The sequence below is a fragment of the Mycolicibacterium sediminis genome, assembly GCF_010731735.1.
GTDB classification, from domain to species: domain Bacteria; phylum Actinomycetota; class Actinomycetes; order Mycobacteriales; family Mycobacteriaceae; genus Mycobacterium; species Mycobacterium sediminis.
The window spans coordinates 4893388-4908677 of the sequence record NZ_AP022588.1; the positions used below are offsets into that span (position 1 = coordinate 4893388).

Genomic DNA, 15290 nt, shown 5'->3' on the forward strand with positions numbered 1-15290 from the left:
CGGGCATTCCCGGCGAGCAGCTGGGCACTAATCCCCCGCGAGCAGTCCTGAACTCCCCTCGTTCGTTGCGAATGAGGGGAGTTCACGACTTTTCGTCGGGAATCTGAAGTGCCAAGATGCCGCCACCGAAGCACTACCGCACCCCCACCCGTCAACGAATGAGGCTCTTGTGACTCATTTGTGGGTGGTTGATCGCGCCTGAACGGCCACACGCCGTTCCCCGTCTAGTTTCTGGCTTGTCGAAGGTCAGGAACATCAGAACGGAGAACGGCGTGCAGAACGCCAGCTTATGGCGCGCCTTGTTGTGCGTCGAAAACACCGTCGTCGAGGACGTCGAGTTCGACGACCACAGGCAGGTACTCGTGGCCCATGTCAGGCCTCGGCGATCGGTTCGAGGTCGATGCGGCGACTGCGGATTGAGAGCCCCTTGGTATGACCGTGGGCACCGGCGCCGGTGGCGCGGGCTCGACGTGGGAACCGTTCGGGTCCTACTCGAGGCCGACGCCCCGCGGGTCAACTGCCCTACCCACGGGCCGACCGTGCGACAGATTCCCTGGGCTCGACACGGTGCCGGACACACCCGCTCCTTCGACCAGCAGGTGGCCTGGCTGGCCACACAATGCTCGAAGAAGGCGATCACCGAGTTGATGCGGATCGCCTGGCGCACAGTCGGATCAATCGTCACCCGGGTCTGGTCGGACACCGCCGCCGGCGCCGATGCCCTGGCCGACCTGACACGGATCGGAATCGACGAGATCTCCTACAAGCGCCGCCACAAGTACCTGACCGTGGTGGTCGACCACGACAGCGGCCGCCTGGTGTGGGCCAGTCCCGGCCGAGATCGCGCCACCGTGCGCGCCTTCTTCGATGCACTGGAGGCATCGGGTGCGGGGCGATGCGCCCGCATCACCCACGTCACCGCGGACGGGGCCCCATGGATCGCCGACGTAGTCGGTGAGCGGTGCCCGACCGCCATCCGCTGCGCAGACCCGTTCCACGTCGTCGGCTGGGCCAGCGACGCCCTCGATGCCGTCCGCCGCGACGCTTGGGCCAACGCCCGCCGCGGGGGTCACACCCGCTCGCACGGGTGGGCCCACGGCCGACGAGCCACCGTATCCACCGGGCCCGCGCTAGCACTTCGACGCGTGCGATATGCGTTGTGGAAGAACCCGGAGAACCTCACCGACCGGCAGCGAGTGAAGCTGCAGTGGATCGCCACGACCGACCCGCGGCTCTACCGCGCCTACCTCCTCAAGGAAGGCCTGCGCACGATCTTCAAACTCCCCGCCGACCACGCCGCCGAGGCGCTGGACAGGTGGATCGCCTGGGCCCGGCGCAGCCGCATCGAATCGTTCGTCACACTCCAACGTCGCATCGCCGGCCACCGCGAACAGATCCTCGCAGCCATCACCCACGGTCTATCCAACGGACTCATCGAATCGGTCAACACCAAGATCCGACTCATCACACGCATCGCGTTCGGATTCGCCAACCCCGCCGCCCTAATCGCCCTAGCCATGCTCACCCTCGGAGGACACCGCCCCACCCTGCCCGACCGCCAATGACCCACAGATCAGTCACAAGAGCCACGAATGATGACGGGCCGCGGCGCGCACCAGCTGCAGCGGCGCCGCCGGTGAGCGAGCACCCTCGACTGTGGGGCTTACGTACGCGAATCCGCCTGATCGCGTACAGAAGCCCCACACTCATGGGCCCGGCGTCGAGCGAGCGTTCAGGTGGCAGAAGTGCGGGTGGCATGGACGCTCAGCGCTATCCGAACGTGGCCGCAACGCAGTGTGTCTCCCAGACCCGTCAACGAATCATGACGGGCCGCGGCGCGCACCAGCGTCAGCGGCGCCGCCGGTGAGCGAGCACCCTCGACTGTGGGGCTTACGTACGCAAATCCGCCTGATCGCGTACAGAAGCCCCACACTCGCGGGCCCAGCGTCAGTGCGACGCGAACATCTCCTCGGCGACGCTGAGCACCCGCTCGCGGTCGGCGGCGACCAGGCCGATCCGCGTTCGCCGGTCCACGACGTCGTCGACGCTCAGCGCGCCCTCGTAGGTCACCGCGTACTCGAATTCGGCTCTGGTGACGTCGATCCCGTCGGCCACCACCTCGGTGGGCCGGTCGCACGTCGCGTGTGCGATGACGTTGGGCGCCTCCGCGCCGTAACGCGCCACCAGCGACGACGGCAGCTCGACCGGGGACCGCAGCGTGGCGACGGGGTTGGCCGGCGCGCCGACGAGCGGCACGTTGCGGGTCCGGCACGGCCCCGCGGCCAACCCTCGTAGCGCGATCGTGCGATCGAGGGCGTCCTCGGCCATGTAGCGGTACTCGGTGAGCTTGCCGCCGATGACGCTGACGACGCCGTTCGCCGACTCGGTGACGGCGTGCTCGCGCGACACGTCGGCGGTGCGACCGCCGCCGGTGTCGATCAGGGGCCGCAGGCCGGCGTAGGCGCCGATGACGTCGTCTCGGGTCACCGCGACGTCCAGCGCGGTGTTGACGGTGTCGAGCAGGAACGTCACCTCCTCGGCCGTCGGCTCCGGCACGTCGGGAACCGGGCCGGGAGCGTCCTCGTCGGTGAGGCCGAGGTACACGCGGCCGAGCTGCTGCGGCATCGCGAACACGAACCTGTTCAGCTCGCCGGGGATCGGCACCGTCAGGGCGGCGACGGGGTTGCCGAACGCCGCCGCATCGAACACCAGGTGCGTGCCGCGACTGGGCCGCACCCGGATCGACGCGTCGACCTCGCCCGCCCACACGCCCGCGGCGTTGATCACGGCGCGCGCCGCGACGTCGAGCACCTCGCCGGTGAGTTCGTCGGTCAGTCGCACCGACGTCCCCGTGGCGTGCGTGGCGGCCATCCGGGTGAGCACCCGGGCGCCGTGCTGCGCGGCGGTGCGCGCGACGGCGGTGACGAGCCGCGCGTCGTCGATCAGCTGGCCGTCGTAGGCGAGCAGTGCGCCGTCGAGCCCATCGCGCCGGACGGTCGGGGACAACTCGGCAGCCCGGGCCGCGCCGACGCGACGCGAGCGCGGCAGCACCGCGGCGGGGGTGCCGGCCAGCTTCCGCAGGCCGTCCCCCGCGGTGAAGCCGACTCGGACCAACGCCCGCGACGGCGTGCTCATCGAGGGCAGCAGCGGCACCAGCTGCGGCATGGCCGTCACGAGGTGAGGAGCGTTGCGGGTCATCAGGATTCCGCGCTCGATGGCACTGCGCCGCGCAATCCCGACGTTGCCCGTGGCGAGGTAGCGCAGGCCGCCGTGCACCAGCTTCGAACTCCACCGGCTGGTGCCGAACGCCAGGTCGTGCTTCTCGACGAGGACGACCGACAGCCCACGGGTGGCGGCGTCCAGCGCGATGCCGGCGCCCGTGATGCCGCCACCGATGACGACGACGTCTACGGCGGCACCGTCGCCGAGCGCGGCGAGGTCGGCGGCGCGGCGGGCGGCGGACAGTGCGGTCGAGTTCGTCATGGCTTCAGGTATCCGTTCAGTGCGTGGGCCAGTTCGACGGCCAGTGCGTCCGCGTCGAGGATCGGCGCGACGAGGTCGGCGGACAGGATCGTGGACTGCGTGATGAGCAGGCACATCGCGCCCAGCCGGCGGACGTCGCCGGTGCGGACGCTGCCGTCGGACTGCGCGGCGGCGATCTCGTCGGCGACGGTGTCGAGCAGGATCTGCTGGCTGGTGCCGAGCCGCTCGGACAGGTAGATCATCGCGAGGTCGGAGTCCTGGTGCAGAACCGCCATGATCACCGGCTCGTGCCGCAGCAGCTGGGCGATGCCCACCACTCGGTCGACGAGATGGCTGCGGCCGACGCCCCGGCTGGGCACCTCGTCGAGCGCGCGGGTGATCCGCAGCGTCAGCAGGGCCGCCAGGATCGTGCGGACGTCGGGGAAGTGCCGGTAGACCGTCGGCCTGCTGACCCTTGCGCGACGGGCGATCTCGGCGAGGGTCACGCGGTCGACGCCATAGGCCAGGACGCAGTCCGCCGCTGCGTCGAGGATGCGGTCCCCGACCGTCTGCGCCGGTGCTGCGTTACTGATTGACATCATCTGTAATACTGTAACTCATGACCGACGTCGACGACCACCTCCGCCCTCCGATGGCATGGAACGCGTGGGGCGACCCCGCTGCCGCGAAGCCCCTCTCCGACGGCATCCGCACGCTGCTGAACCAGGCGCTCGGGGTCGACACCACGCCGCGCCCCGAGCCGAGCATCGACGAGGTCCGACTCCGCCCCTCGGCCCTGTCGGCGACCGACGCGGCGGGGCTGCGAGACCTCGTCGGCGACGCGCACTGCGTCTCCGACGATCGCGACAGGCTGCTGCGCGCCGGCGGCAAGTCGACGCTGGACCTGTTGCGCCGCAGGGACACCGGCGTCCAGGACGCACCGGATGCCGTGCTGCTGCCCGCCGACGAGGACGAGGTCGCGGCCGTCCTCGCATATTGCGCCCAACGCAGCATCGCGGTCGTGCCGTTCGGCGGCGGCACCAGCGTCGTCGGCGGGGTGGACCCGGCGCGCGGCGACCTCAAGGCCGTCGTCTCACTCGACCTGCGCCGCCTCGACCGCCTGCACTCCCTCGACGGAACGTCCGGCGAGGCCGTGCTCGGCGCGGGCGTCACCGGGCCGGACGCCGAACGGCTACTGGGCGAACGCGGCTTCTCCCTCGGGCACTTCCCGCAGAGCTTCCAGTTCGCGACCATCGGCGGCTTCGCGGCCACCCGTTCGTCCGGGCAGGATTCGGCCGGGTACGGCCGGTTCGACGACATGGTCCGCGGTGTCCGCGTCGTCACCCCGGCCGGCGTGCTCGACCTCGGGCGGGCACCCGCGTCGGCGGCCGGACCGGATCTGCGTCAGCTGATCGTCGGGTCCGAGGGCGCCTTCGGCGTCATCACCGCCGTACGGGTGCGCGTCCATCCCGTACCTGAGGCGACGCGTTACGAAGCCTGGTCGTTCCCCGACTTCACCACCGGCGCTACGGCTTTGCGGGCCGTGGTGCAGAACGGCGCGGGCCCGACCGTCATCCGGCTCTCCGACGAGGCCGAGACCGGCGTCAACCTCGCGACCACGGAGGCGATCGGCGAGCAGACCGTCACCGGTGGTTGCCTGGCCATCACCGTCTTCGAGGGCACCGCCGCGCACGCCGACAGCAGGCACGCCGAGACCAGGGCGCTGCTGAAGGCCCAGGGCGGTACCTCGCTCGGGGAGGCGCCGGCGCGGGCCTGGGAGCACGGCCGGTTCGGCGCTCCCTATCTGCGTGACTCGCTGCTGTCCGCGGGCGCGCTGTGCGAGACGCTCGAGACCGCGACGACGTGGTCCAACCTGTCGACGCTCAAGGCGGCGGTCACCGAGGCGCTGACGACGTCGCTGGGCGAATCCGGGACCCCCGCACTGGTGCTGTGCCACATCTCGCACGTCTACCCGACCGGTGCGTCCCTGTACTTCACCGTGGTCGCCGGTCAGCGCGGCAACCCCATCGAGCAGTGGCGCGCGGCGAAGGCGGCGGCGTCCGAGGCGATGGTCCGCTGCGGCGCCACCATCACCCACCACCATGCCGTCGGCGCCGATCACCGCCCGTGGATGCGCGACGAGATCGGCGACCTCGGCGTCGAGGTGCTGCGCGCGGTGAAGTCGGTGCTCGACCCGGCCGGAATCATGAACCCTGGCAAGCTGATCCCGTGAACCGGGTCACCGTCCTGACCAACCCCGCGTCGGGGCACGGCCACGCGCCGCACGCCGCCGAGCGCGCCGTCGCGCGGTTCCAGCAGCGGGGCGTCGACGTGCGCGAGATCGTGGGCAGCGACGCGCTGCACGCCCGACGGCTGCTCGACGACGAACTCGCGAGCGGCACCGACGCCGTGGTGGTCGTCGGCGGCGACGGCATCATCTCGGTGGCACTGCAGGCGCTCGCCCGCGGGGACGTCCCGCTGGGCATCGTCCCGGCCGGCACCGGCAACGACCACGCCCGAGAGTTCGGGCTGCCGACGGGCGATCCGGCGGCCGCCGCCGACGTCGTCGTCGATGGTCGCTCCGAGCGGGTGGACCTCGGTCGCATCCGGGGGGCCGATGGCACGGACCGGTGGTTCGGCACGGTCATGGCGGCGGGGTTCGACTCGCTGGTCACCGACCGCACCAACCGGATGACGTGGCCGCACGGCCGGATGCGCTACAACCTCGCGATGGTCGCCGAGATCTCGAAGTTGCGTCTGCTGCCGTTCCGGCTGACCTTCGACGGCGGCGACGAAGTGGTCACCGACCTCACGCTGGCCGCCTTCGGGAACACCAGGAGCTACGGCGGCGGGATGCTGATCTGTCCCGACGCGGACCACGCCGACGGCCTGCTCGACGTGACGATGGTCCAGTCGGCGTCGCGTACCAAGCTGATCCGCCTCTTCCCCACCGTCTTCAAGGGCACGCACATCGACCTCGACGAGGTGCGCACGGCGCGGGCCACGGTGATCACGGTCGACTGCCCCGGCATCAACGCCTACGCCGACGGTGAGTTCGCGTGCCCGCTGCCCGTGGAGGTGTCGGCGGTCTCGGACGCGCTGACGGTCCTACGGCCGCACTGAAGGTCGCGTTTCCCGGCGAGCAGACCCAAATGTGCTCGACACGCCGACCAGTTGTGCACGTTTGCGTCTGCTCGGCGGAAAAAAGAAGAGCTATCCGACTCCGCGGTTCAGCCAGGTGAGTTCACCGGTGTCGCCGCCTCCGCGGCAGGGCTCCAGTGCCTCGTCCCAAGCGGTGCCGAGCACCGTGTCGAGTTCGGCGGCCAGCGTGTCGGCGCCGGAGGCGAGCAGCGCGCGCAGCCGCATCTCGCCGACCATGACGTCGCCGTTGGCGCCCATCGCACCGTTCCACAACCCGAGCTGAGGCGTGTGGCACCACCGATGGCCGTCCACGCCCTCGCTCGGGTCTTCGGTGACCTCGAAGCGCAGCACGGACCACGACCGCAGCGCGTTGGCCAACTGGGCGCCGGTACCGACCGGTCCTCGCCAGTTGGTGATGGCCCGCAGCTGCCCCGGCACGGCAGGCTGCGGGGTCCACTTCAGGTTGGCTCGCGCCGAAAGGGTCGACGACAGAGCCCACTCGACGTGGGGACATACCGCCGCGGGAGAGGCGTGGACATACACCACGCCTGTCGTCGCGTCGGCGAATTGGTTCGACGCACGCATACTCTGCTCCTTCGGGCTACCTGGGACGTCTTCCCCAACGGCCTGGCGTTACCGAATAGATGCAGATGTTTCGCGCGTGTCTATTGTGCCCTGTGGGACGTGTGTTGCGCTAGTGTGCCCCGAATTCTCTCAGGACTCCATCAGAAACTGCAGGCCAGAGGTCGTGCGTCCACTCCCCGAAGTCTCGATCGGTGAGCACCACCAGCGCGAGGTCGACGGTCGGGTCCACCCAGAGGAACGTGCCGGACTGCCCGAAGTGCCCGTAGGTCCGCGCCGAGTTGTCCGCGCCGGTCCAGTGCGGCGACTTGCCGTCGCGGATCTCGAAGCCCAGCCCCCAGTCGTTGGGACGCTGCGTGCCGAATCCCGGCAGCACCCCCGCCAGGCCGGGGAAGGCGACGGCGGTCGCCTCGGCGTGCAGCTCCGCCGAGACCAGCGCGGGCCGTAGCAGCTCGCCCGCGAAGCGCGCGAGGTCCGACACCGTCGCCGACGCGCCGTAGCCCGCCGCGTCCGCACCGCCGTCGAGCGCGCTCGACCGCATCCCGAGGGGTTCGAGCACTGCCTCGCGCAGATAGTCTGCGACGTCGAAGCCCGACTCCGCCTCGAGGGTGCGGGCCAGTACGGCGAAGCCCTCGTTCGAGTAGACGCGCCGCGTCCCCGGCGCGGCGATCACCTCGGCCGAGCGCATCGACAGCCCCGACGTGTGCGCGAGGAGGTGCCGCACGGTCGATCCCTCCGGACCCGCAGGAGTGTCGAGATCGACCGCCCCCTCCTCGATCGCGACATGCACCGCCCGCGCGACGAGGGGCTTGGTCACCGAAGCCAGCGCGTACCGCGCGTCGGCGTCGCCATGGGTGGCCAGCACGCCGGCCGGGCCGACCACGGCCGCCGAGGCGTTGGTCACCGGCCAGTCGGACAGGGCGTCGAGTGTGGTCACGCTGCCATCTCACCAGTTCGGCGAAACGCGTCGATCGGCCGCCCGCACGAGTGGTCCGGGAGCCGCGGGTGAACCGTCACCCGGCCGGGGCCCACCCATTAGGTTGGTGGCATGAGTCAGACAGTGCGGGGCGTGATCTCCCGGAGCAAGAAGCAGCCCATCGAGTTGGTGGACATCGTGATCCCCGATCCGGGTCCGGGCGAAGTGGTCGTCGACGTCATCGCCTGCGGGGTGTGCCACACCGATCTGACCTACCGCGAGGGCGGCATCAACGACGAGTACCCGTTCCTGCTCGGCCACGAGGCGGCAGGCACCGTCGAGTCCGTGGGCGAGGGCGTCACCAACGTCGTGCCCGGCGACTTCGTGGTCCTCAACTGGCGTGCGGTGTGCGGCCGGTGCCGTGCCTGCAAGCGCGGTCGCCCGCACCTGTGCTTCGACACCCACAACGCCGCGCAGAAGATGACGCTGACCGACGGCACCGAACTCACCCCCGCCCTGGGCATCGGCGCGTTCGCCGACAAGACCCTAGTGCACGAGGGCCAGTGCACCAAGGTCGATCCCGAGGCCGACCCGGCCGTCGCCGGACTGATCGGCTGCGGCGTCATGGCAGGTCTCGGCGCGGCCATCAACACCGGCGCCGTCACCCGCGACGACACCGTGGCCGTGATCGGTTGCGGCGGTGTGGGTGACGCGGCGATCGCGGGAGCCGCTCTGGTCGGCGCGAAGAAGATCATCGCCGTCGACACCGACGACAAGAAGCTCTCGTGGGCGCGCGACTTCGGCGCCACGCACACCATCAACGCCAAGGAGTTCGACGTCGTCGAGACCATCCAGGACCTCACGGACGGGTTCGGCGCCGACGTCGTGATCGACGCCGTGGGTCGGCCCGAGACGTGGAAGCAGGCGTTCTACGCCCGCGACCTCGCCGGCACCGTGGTCCTGGTGGGGGTGCCGACGCCGGACATGACGCTGGAGATGCCGCTGGTCGACTTCTTCTCCCGCGGTGGCTCGCTGAAGAGTTCCTGGTACGGCGACTGCCTGCCCGAGCGCGACTTCCCCACCCTGATCAGCCTGTACCGCCAGGGCCGACTACCGCTGGAGAAGTTCGTGACCGAGCGCATCCGCCTGGACGGCATCGAGGCCGCCTTCGACAAGATGCACGCCGGCGAGGTCCTGCGTTCGGTGGTGATTCTGTGAGCGCCAACGTGAATCGCGTCGTCACCAGCGGGACGTTCGAACTCGACGGTGGCAGCTGGGACGTCGACAACAACATCTGGATCGTCGGGGACGACTCCGACGTCGTGGTGTTCGACGCCGCGCACACCGCGCAGCCGATCATCGACGCCGTCGGCGGCCGCAACGTGGTCGCCGTGGTCTGCACCCACGGCCACAACGACCACGTGACCGTCGCACCCGATCTCGGGAAGGCGCTCGACGCGCCGGTGTTCCTGCACCCCGCCGACGACGTGCTGTGGCGGATGACCCACCCCGACAGCGACTTCCAGCCCGTCGAGGACGGCCTGGTGCTGCGGGCGGGCAACGTGGAACTGCGCGCCCTGCACACCCCCGGACACTCGCCGGGCTCGGTGTGCTGGTTCGCACCGGAGCTGAACGCCGTCATCAGCGGCGACACGCTCTTCAGCGGCGGCCCGGGTGCGACCGGCCGATCGTTCTCCGACTTCCCCACCATCCTGGAGTCCATCTCGGGCCGGCTAGGCATGCTGCCCGGCGAGACGGTCGTCTACACCGGCCACGGCGACACCACGACCATCGGCGACGAACTCGTCCACTACGACGAGTGGGTGGCGCGCGGGAGCTGACGGCTCACAGACCGTCGAGCACCCGTTTCTTCTCCGCTGCGAACTCGGCGTCGGTCAGCGCGCCCGAATCGTGAAGGCGCGCAAGGGTGCTGAGTTGCTCCAGGCGGACGCCCTGGTCGGTGGGCACGTACGTCGCCGCCGGTGCGGCGTAGCCGCGCGGTACGACGGCCGGGCGGGTGCGCGCAGCCCACACCCGCGCCGTCACGAGGGCCAGCAGTGCCAGCCCGAACACCGCGCCGAGCAGGAACGGCAGGTACCCGTACCGAGTGCCGTGTCCGAACGCGAGCGTCGGATTGAGATAGGGGCCGACGTTGCCGTCGGCCGTCACCTCGTAGGTCCCGGCGACGGGTATCTGGGCGACCCACACCCTGATGCGCGAATCGTTGTTCACCGACGTGGTGGTGCCGACGTCCTCGGTGAGCACCGGGTCGGGGACGCCGTCGGGCGGGACGATGCCGATGGACATCTGCGGGATCGGTAGCCCGCCGTTGCCTCCGCCGATCACCAGCGTGTGGAAGCTGACGTCGACCTCGCCCTGCGGCAGTTCGAGGCTGCTCGCGCCGGGCACCGGCACCTCGCCGTAGGCGTCGAAGTCGTCGAAGACGAAGGCGTTGAGGGCGAGCACGGGCACGAAGCCGATCAACGACACCGCCATGACGAACACGGCGGCGCGCGTCATGACTCGGGGCCCGGTCCGTCGGCTCACGAGGGGCAGTCTGTCACGGCCCGTTTCACCTGTCACGATCAAGATCGAGGGGCTACCGTCTCCCCATGCCAGAGTCGAGCGTGGTGGTGCGACCGGAGCCGCCGGACAGCAGCTGGTACAGCGCCGCCTCCCGCCTCCAGGCCGCGGGGTTGCGCCGGGCGATGGCGCTGTTCGACGAAGCCGCGGCCGCGGTACCCATCCCCCGCGTTCCGCGGCCGATCGTCATCGCCGACTACGGCGCGGGCACCGGTTACAACTCGGTGCTACCCCTGTGCTCGGCGATCTCGGTGCTGCGCAAGCGCACTCAGCCCGAGCACTCCATCCTGGTGACGCACACCGACGCGCCGGACAACGACTTCACCGCGCTGTTCCGCACGTTGAGTCACGACCCGGACAGCTATCTGAAGCGCGACGACGCGTCGTTCGCCTCGGCGGTCGGCCGGTCGTACTACAAGCAGATCCTGCCGTCGAACAGCGTGAACCTCGCGTGGTCGGCGTGGGCGCTGCACTGGCTGGCCCGGGTGCCGATGCCGGTGAGCGACCACCTGCTCGCGGCGTACACCCGCGATCCGGCGGTGCGTGCGGCGTACGCCAGGCAGGCGGCCTTCGACTGGCACGAGTTCGTCGCGTTCCGGGGCCGCGAGCTGTGTCCGGGCGGCCGGATGGTGGTCATGACGATGGGTGTCGACGAGGACGGCCAACTCGGGTTCGGGCCGTTGGTCGCGGCCATCTCCGAGACGCTCGAGGAACTCGTCGCGCGCGACGTGATCACCGCCGACGAGTACGCGGGGATGTCGATCCCGATCGTGGGCCGCACGGCCAAGGACTTCGAATCGCCCTTTGCGCCGTCGGGAACCTTCGAGAAGTTGTCCATCACCGGCATGGACCTCTTCGACGGCGAGGACCGGTTCTTCAAGCAGTACCGCAGCGACGGCAAGGCCGACGCCTTCGGCGCCCAGTGGGCGGCGTTCGTCCGCGCCGCCCTCTCCCCGACCCTCGCCGGTCAACTGACGCCCAACCGCCCCGCCGACGCGTTCTCGCACGCCCTGGAGGCGGGTGTCGCGGCACGGCTGGCGGCCGCGCCTGCCGGGGTTCGGATCCCGTTGGCGCTGGTCGTGATCGAGAAGAAGCAGCCGCGCGACTGAGAACCCGTCAGGGCCGCATCTCGTAGGCGCCGTCGTACGCGCGCACCCGCTGCCACACCCGATCGAACCGTTCCGGATCCGGTACGGGCTTGCGGATGGCGCCCAGTGCCCACTCCTGCTGCGCGGGCGTCGAGGTCGGCTTGCCCTGCAGCGCAACGGCATACGCGCTGAAGTCGCGGACCTGGAAGTCGAAGATCGCATCGACGATGTCGTCGTCGAGGCCAGTCAGCTCCGCCTGCTCCAGGATCAGCTGCCCGTACACGATGAGGGAGAACAGATGCCCGACGTCGAGCATGAAGTCGAGGTCCTTGACCTGTGCCGCATCGGGTGCCGCGGTGACGAGCAACTCGCGGAAGGCGGTGGCCTGGTCGTAGAAGACGGCGACGTTCGGGACGTGGGCGTGCGCCTCGTATGCCGGTGTCCAGTCGGCGAACTGAACCTGACCGGCACCGCGGGTGGGGCCCTGCTGCCAGAAGAACGTGTCGTCGGCGGCCTCGTTGCGGGTCGGGATCGCCGGGTACTCACGGGGATTGAGCATGTAGTTCGGCATGAACTTCAGCACCAGACCGACGTTGACGTGGACGGTGCCCTCCAGGCGCGGCAGGCAGCCGATGAGCTGGGCCACCTCGCGGAACATGGTGTTCTTCTCGTAGCCCTTCGCGGCGATCACGTCGTGCAGTGACCGCATCACCGTCTCGCCCTCCATGGTGACCTTGGCCTTGGTCATGGGGTTGAACAGGAGGTACCGCCGGTCCTGCAGGCTGGCGCTGCGGAAGTAGTCGACCGCACGCCTGCTGAACGCCTTCATCGCCACCATGCGGGCGTAGGCGTCGACGAAGTTCACCCGGACGTGGCCGAAGTCGGTGACCGGGTTGCCGTACAGAATCCGGTTCTGCGCGTGCGTGATGGCCTCGTAGAAGGCGTGTTCGGTCATGCCGATCGACGACGAGCACAGGTTGAACTTGCCGACGTTGACCGTGTTCAGCGCGGCGCTGAACGCCTCGACGCCGGTGTGCAGGATGTCCTCCGCGCGCACGGGGTAGTTCTCCAGCCGGAACGTGCTGACGTAGATCTGCATGTGCACGACGTTGTCGATCAGGTGGTAGCCCTCGTGGCGGCTGTCGGCGGCGAAGAAGACGTACCCGTCCTGGCCCTCCACGTCGCCGCGCCTGCCGAACACCGACACCAGGCTCGCCACGTTGCCGTTGCCGATGTAGTACTTCTCCCCCGACGCCCGGTACAGGATGCCGTCGGCCCGATCCTCCTCACTGGCGGGCGTGAGGATCATGTCGGTGCTGTAGACGTCGGCGCCGTGCTCGCGCTCGCTCAGTCCGAACGCCATCACCTCACCGGCTTCGAGGTCGTCGGCGGCGCGCAGTTTGGCGTCCTTGTTCTCGCTCTGCCACACCGGTCCGAGCCCGAGGATCGTGACCTGCTCGGTGTACCAGTAGGTCAGGCCGTAGAAGCCGAGGATCTCCGCGAGTGCGGCGTTGCGGGCGCCGTCCCACCGCTTGTCGGGGTTGCCGTCGGCGAACTCCGACGGGGTCAGGAAGGTCGCGAACAGCTTCTCCCGCTTGACGAACTCGACGAAGTCGGCCGGCCACTGCGCCTTGAGGTCGTCGTCGAGGATGCGCTTCTTGCCCTGGCCCTCGAAGAAGTCGATCGTGGCCCGCAGCAGGCGGCGGGTCTCGGCGTCGAACTCGCTGGGGTCGTAGGTGTTGGGGTTGAAGAGCAACCCGTCGGTCTGCGGTGCGGCGGTCATGGCTCCGAGACTAGGGCTGCTGCGGCTGGAACGGTGACGGAACGAACGGCAGGCCGGGAATGGTCTGGTAGGGCAGGGTCGGGATGACCGGCGGCCGGGTGCTGGACGACGGCGGGGGTGCGTCGGTGGTCGTCGCCGGTGGCGGGGGCGCCTCGGTGGTCGCGGGCGGCGGCGGGGGCGCCTCGGTGGACGGCGGCGGGGCCTGGGTCGGCACCGGGGGCGGCGGTGCCTGCTCGGTCACGATCGCCGGCGGTGCCGGCGCGGGGGCCTCGACCGTTCCCGGCGCGGGTTCGGGCGCGGGTGCCGGTTGAGAGGGCTCGTTTCCCGGGGCGGACGACGTGGCGGGAACGGTGGTCTCGGTGGGGGCGGTCGACTCGTCGTCGTCACCGAGGACGACGACGAGCGCCACGGCGATGACCGCCAGGACCACGGCGAGCCCTGCCGCCATCGCGACGACGGGGCTGCGGTGCCAGGGCACCGGCCGGCGCTCGACGGGCTCGGGTTCGGCGAACGCCACCTGGGGCCGCGCGTCGCCGGCCTCGGCCTCGGGGTCGTAGTCGGGCCCGGGTATCACGTCCGGGATGTCGTCGTCGGCCTCCGACCAGGCGAGTGCCGGTGCCGAGCCGCCGACCGTGGGAGCGGCCGCCGCCGCAGGTGCCAGGCCGGTCGGTGCGGACGCCGCCGCCACCACGGCTGCGGCGGGTGCCACCGACGTGGGACCGTCGACGACCGTCGCCCTCGCGGCGCTCGTGCCCGCCCCGATGGCGGCCGACAACTCCGGGTGGCGAGCCACGACGATGGGGACCCGGAAGTGCTCGGAGAGAGTCGTCGTGACCAGCGGGGTGCGGGCCAGACCGCCGACGGTCACGACCGCGGCGAGGTCGGCGCCACGAACGCCGTTGCGCGCCAACACGTCACCCAGCTCGGCGGCGAAGCCGGCGAGGGGTCCCCGCATGGTCTCGTCGAGTTCGGGGCGCGTGAGACGGATCTCGCCACCGGGACCGGGAAGCGAGGTCACGGCGTTCGCCGACAGACGCTCCCGGGCCGAGCGGCATTCGGCGCGCAGGCGTGCCAGCGAGCCGATGGCCGACGTGCCGGTCAGGTCGGGGGCCGAGGACAGCTCCGCGATCACGTGGCGCAGCAGGGCCTGATCGACGAGGTCGCCCGAGAGGTCTAGATGGCGCGTGGTCGGGGCGATCGGGGTGAAGTCGGCCGCCGCGTCGACCAGCGTGATGCCGGTGCCGGTGCCGCCGAGGTCGCACAGCGCGATGACGCCGCGGGTCGGGACGCCGGGGTCCTGCCGGACGGCGACCAGCGCTGCCCTCGCGTCCGGGATCAGCTGCACCGGCGCGCGGAACTCGGGCACCGCGGACACCGCCCCTCGCAGCGCCTCGACCGCAGTCGGCCGCCAGTGCGCCGGGTAGGCGATGCCGACGGGCGCGCCGGACGGTCCCAGCGCGAGCAGCATCGCGCGCAGGGCGTCCGCCAGCACGACCTCGGCGCGGTGGGAGGACCCGTCGGACGCCACGAGGGCGACCGGGTCGCCGACCCTGTCCACGAAGTCGGTGAGCACCAGTCCGCGTTCGACGAGCCTCGGATTCTCCGACGGCACGCCGACCTCGGACGGCCGGTGTCCGTAGGACGTCAGGACGGCGGTCCGGCGGACGGCCGCGCGACCGACGGACACGGCCGTCAGGAAGCCGGCGCCTACCGATAGCCCTCGTCCGTCCGTCAC

The 15290-nt window shown here is 70.5% G+C and carries 13 protein-coding genes; 6 read left to right on the plus strand and 7 right to left on the minus strand.

What is annotated here, in order from left to right; translation table 11 throughout:
* The first annotated feature begins 272 nt into the window (after positions 1-272).
* The gene (locus tag G6N64_RS23410) at positions 273-1565 is read left to right on the plus strand and encodes an ISL3 family transposase (RefSeq protein WP_163802062.1); all 1293 of its coding nucleotides are present in this window, start codon (positions 273-275) and stop codon (positions 1563-1565) included.
* A 382-nt stretch (positions 1566-1947) separates the two neighbouring features.
* Here G6N64_RS23410 and G6N64_RS23415 read toward each other — a convergent pair whose 3' ends face one another.
* Both G6N64_RS23415 and G6N64_RS23420 read right to left on the minus strand, forming a co-directional pair.
* On the minus strand, positions 1948-3483 hold the full coding sequence (locus G6N64_RS23415) for a glycerol-3-phosphate dehydrogenase/oxidase (RefSeq protein WP_163800237.1): 1536 nt from the start codon (positions 3481-3483) through the stop codon (positions 1948-1950).
* Positions 3480-4064, minus strand: coding sequence for a TetR/AcrR family transcriptional regulator (locus tag G6N64_RS23420; protein ID WP_163800238.1), 585 nt, complete (start codon positions 4062-4064; stop codon positions 3480-3482). The genes G6N64_RS23415 and G6N64_RS23420 overlap by 4 nt, the downstream gene beginning before the upstream one ends.
* A 50-nt stretch (positions 4065-4114) precedes the next feature.
* Between G6N64_RS23420 and G6N64_RS23425 the strand changes: the two genes are divergently transcribed.
* Positions 4115-5695 carry an FAD-binding oxidoreductase gene (locus tag G6N64_RS23425; protein ID WP_163802063.1) on the plus strand — a complete coding sequence of 527 codons (1581 nt, stop codon included), beginning with the start codon at positions 4115-4117 and terminating at the stop codon, positions 5693-5695.
* On the plus strand, positions 5692-6585 hold the full coding sequence (locus tag G6N64_RS23430; protein WP_163800239.1) for a diacylglycerol kinase: 894 nt from the start codon (positions 5692-5694) through the stop codon (positions 6583-6585). Before G6N64_RS23425 ends, G6N64_RS23430 begins: the two co-directional genes overlap by 4 nt.
* Positions 6586-6675: 90 nt before the next feature.
* Here G6N64_RS23430 and G6N64_RS23435 read toward each other — a convergent pair whose 3' ends face one another.
* Both G6N64_RS23435 and G6N64_RS23440 read right to left on the minus strand, forming a co-directional pair.
* On the minus strand, positions 6676-7188 hold the full coding sequence (locus G6N64_RS23435; RefSeq protein ID WP_163800240.1) for a DUF3145 domain-containing protein: 513 nt from the start codon (positions 7186-7188) through the stop codon (positions 6676-6678).
* Between the two features lie 109 nt (positions 7189-7297).
* A complete protein-coding gene (locus G6N64_RS23440; protein WP_163800241.1) occupies positions 7298-8122 on the minus strand; it encodes a serine hydrolase domain-containing protein in 825 nt (274 codons plus the stop codon).
* Positions 8123-8233: 111 nt separating this feature from the next.
* Here G6N64_RS23440 and G6N64_RS23445 point away from each other — a divergent pair, with 111 nt between their 5' ends.
* Positions 8234-9319: an S-(hydroxymethyl)mycothiol dehydrogenase gene (locus tag G6N64_RS23445; RefSeq protein ID WP_163800242.1), complete on the plus strand. Its 1086-nt coding sequence runs from the start codon at positions 8234-8236 to the stop codon at positions 9317-9319.
* Entirely contained in the window at positions 9316-9942 is a 627-nt protein-coding gene (locus G6N64_RS23450; protein WP_163800243.1) for an MBL fold metallo-hydrolase, read from the plus strand. Before G6N64_RS23445 ends, G6N64_RS23450 begins: the two co-directional genes overlap by 4 nt.
* Positions 9943-9946: 4 nt before the next feature.
* Here G6N64_RS23450 and G6N64_RS23455 read toward each other — a convergent pair whose 3' ends face one another.
* Positions 9947-10648 (minus strand): SHOCT domain-containing protein, encoded by a 702-nt coding sequence (locus G6N64_RS23455; protein ID WP_409370777.1) that lies wholly within the window; start codon positions 10646-10648, stop codon positions 9947-9949.
* Between the two features lie 65 nt (positions 10649-10713).
* On the opposite strand from G6N64_RS23455, the gene G6N64_RS23460 reads away from it, so the two are divergent.
* Positions 10714-11793, plus strand: coding sequence for a class I SAM-dependent methyltransferase (locus G6N64_RS23460; protein WP_163800244.1), 1080 nt, complete (start codon positions 10714-10716; stop codon positions 11791-11793).
* A gap of 7 nt (positions 11794-11800) precedes the next feature.
* Here the strand turns inward: G6N64_RS23460 and G6N64_RS23465 are convergent, their stop codons facing one another.
* Both G6N64_RS23465 and G6N64_RS23470 read right to left on the minus strand, forming a co-directional pair.
* Positions 11801-13555, minus strand: a complete 1755-nt coding sequence (locus G6N64_RS23465) for an acyl-CoA dehydrogenase family protein (RefSeq protein WP_163800245.1) — start codon at positions 13553-13555, stop codon at positions 11801-11803.
* A gap of 10 nt (positions 13556-13565) precedes the next feature.
* Positions 13566-15290, minus strand: a complete 1725-nt coding sequence (locus G6N64_RS23470; protein WP_163800246.1) for an Hsp70 family protein — start codon at positions 15288-15290, stop codon at positions 13566-13568.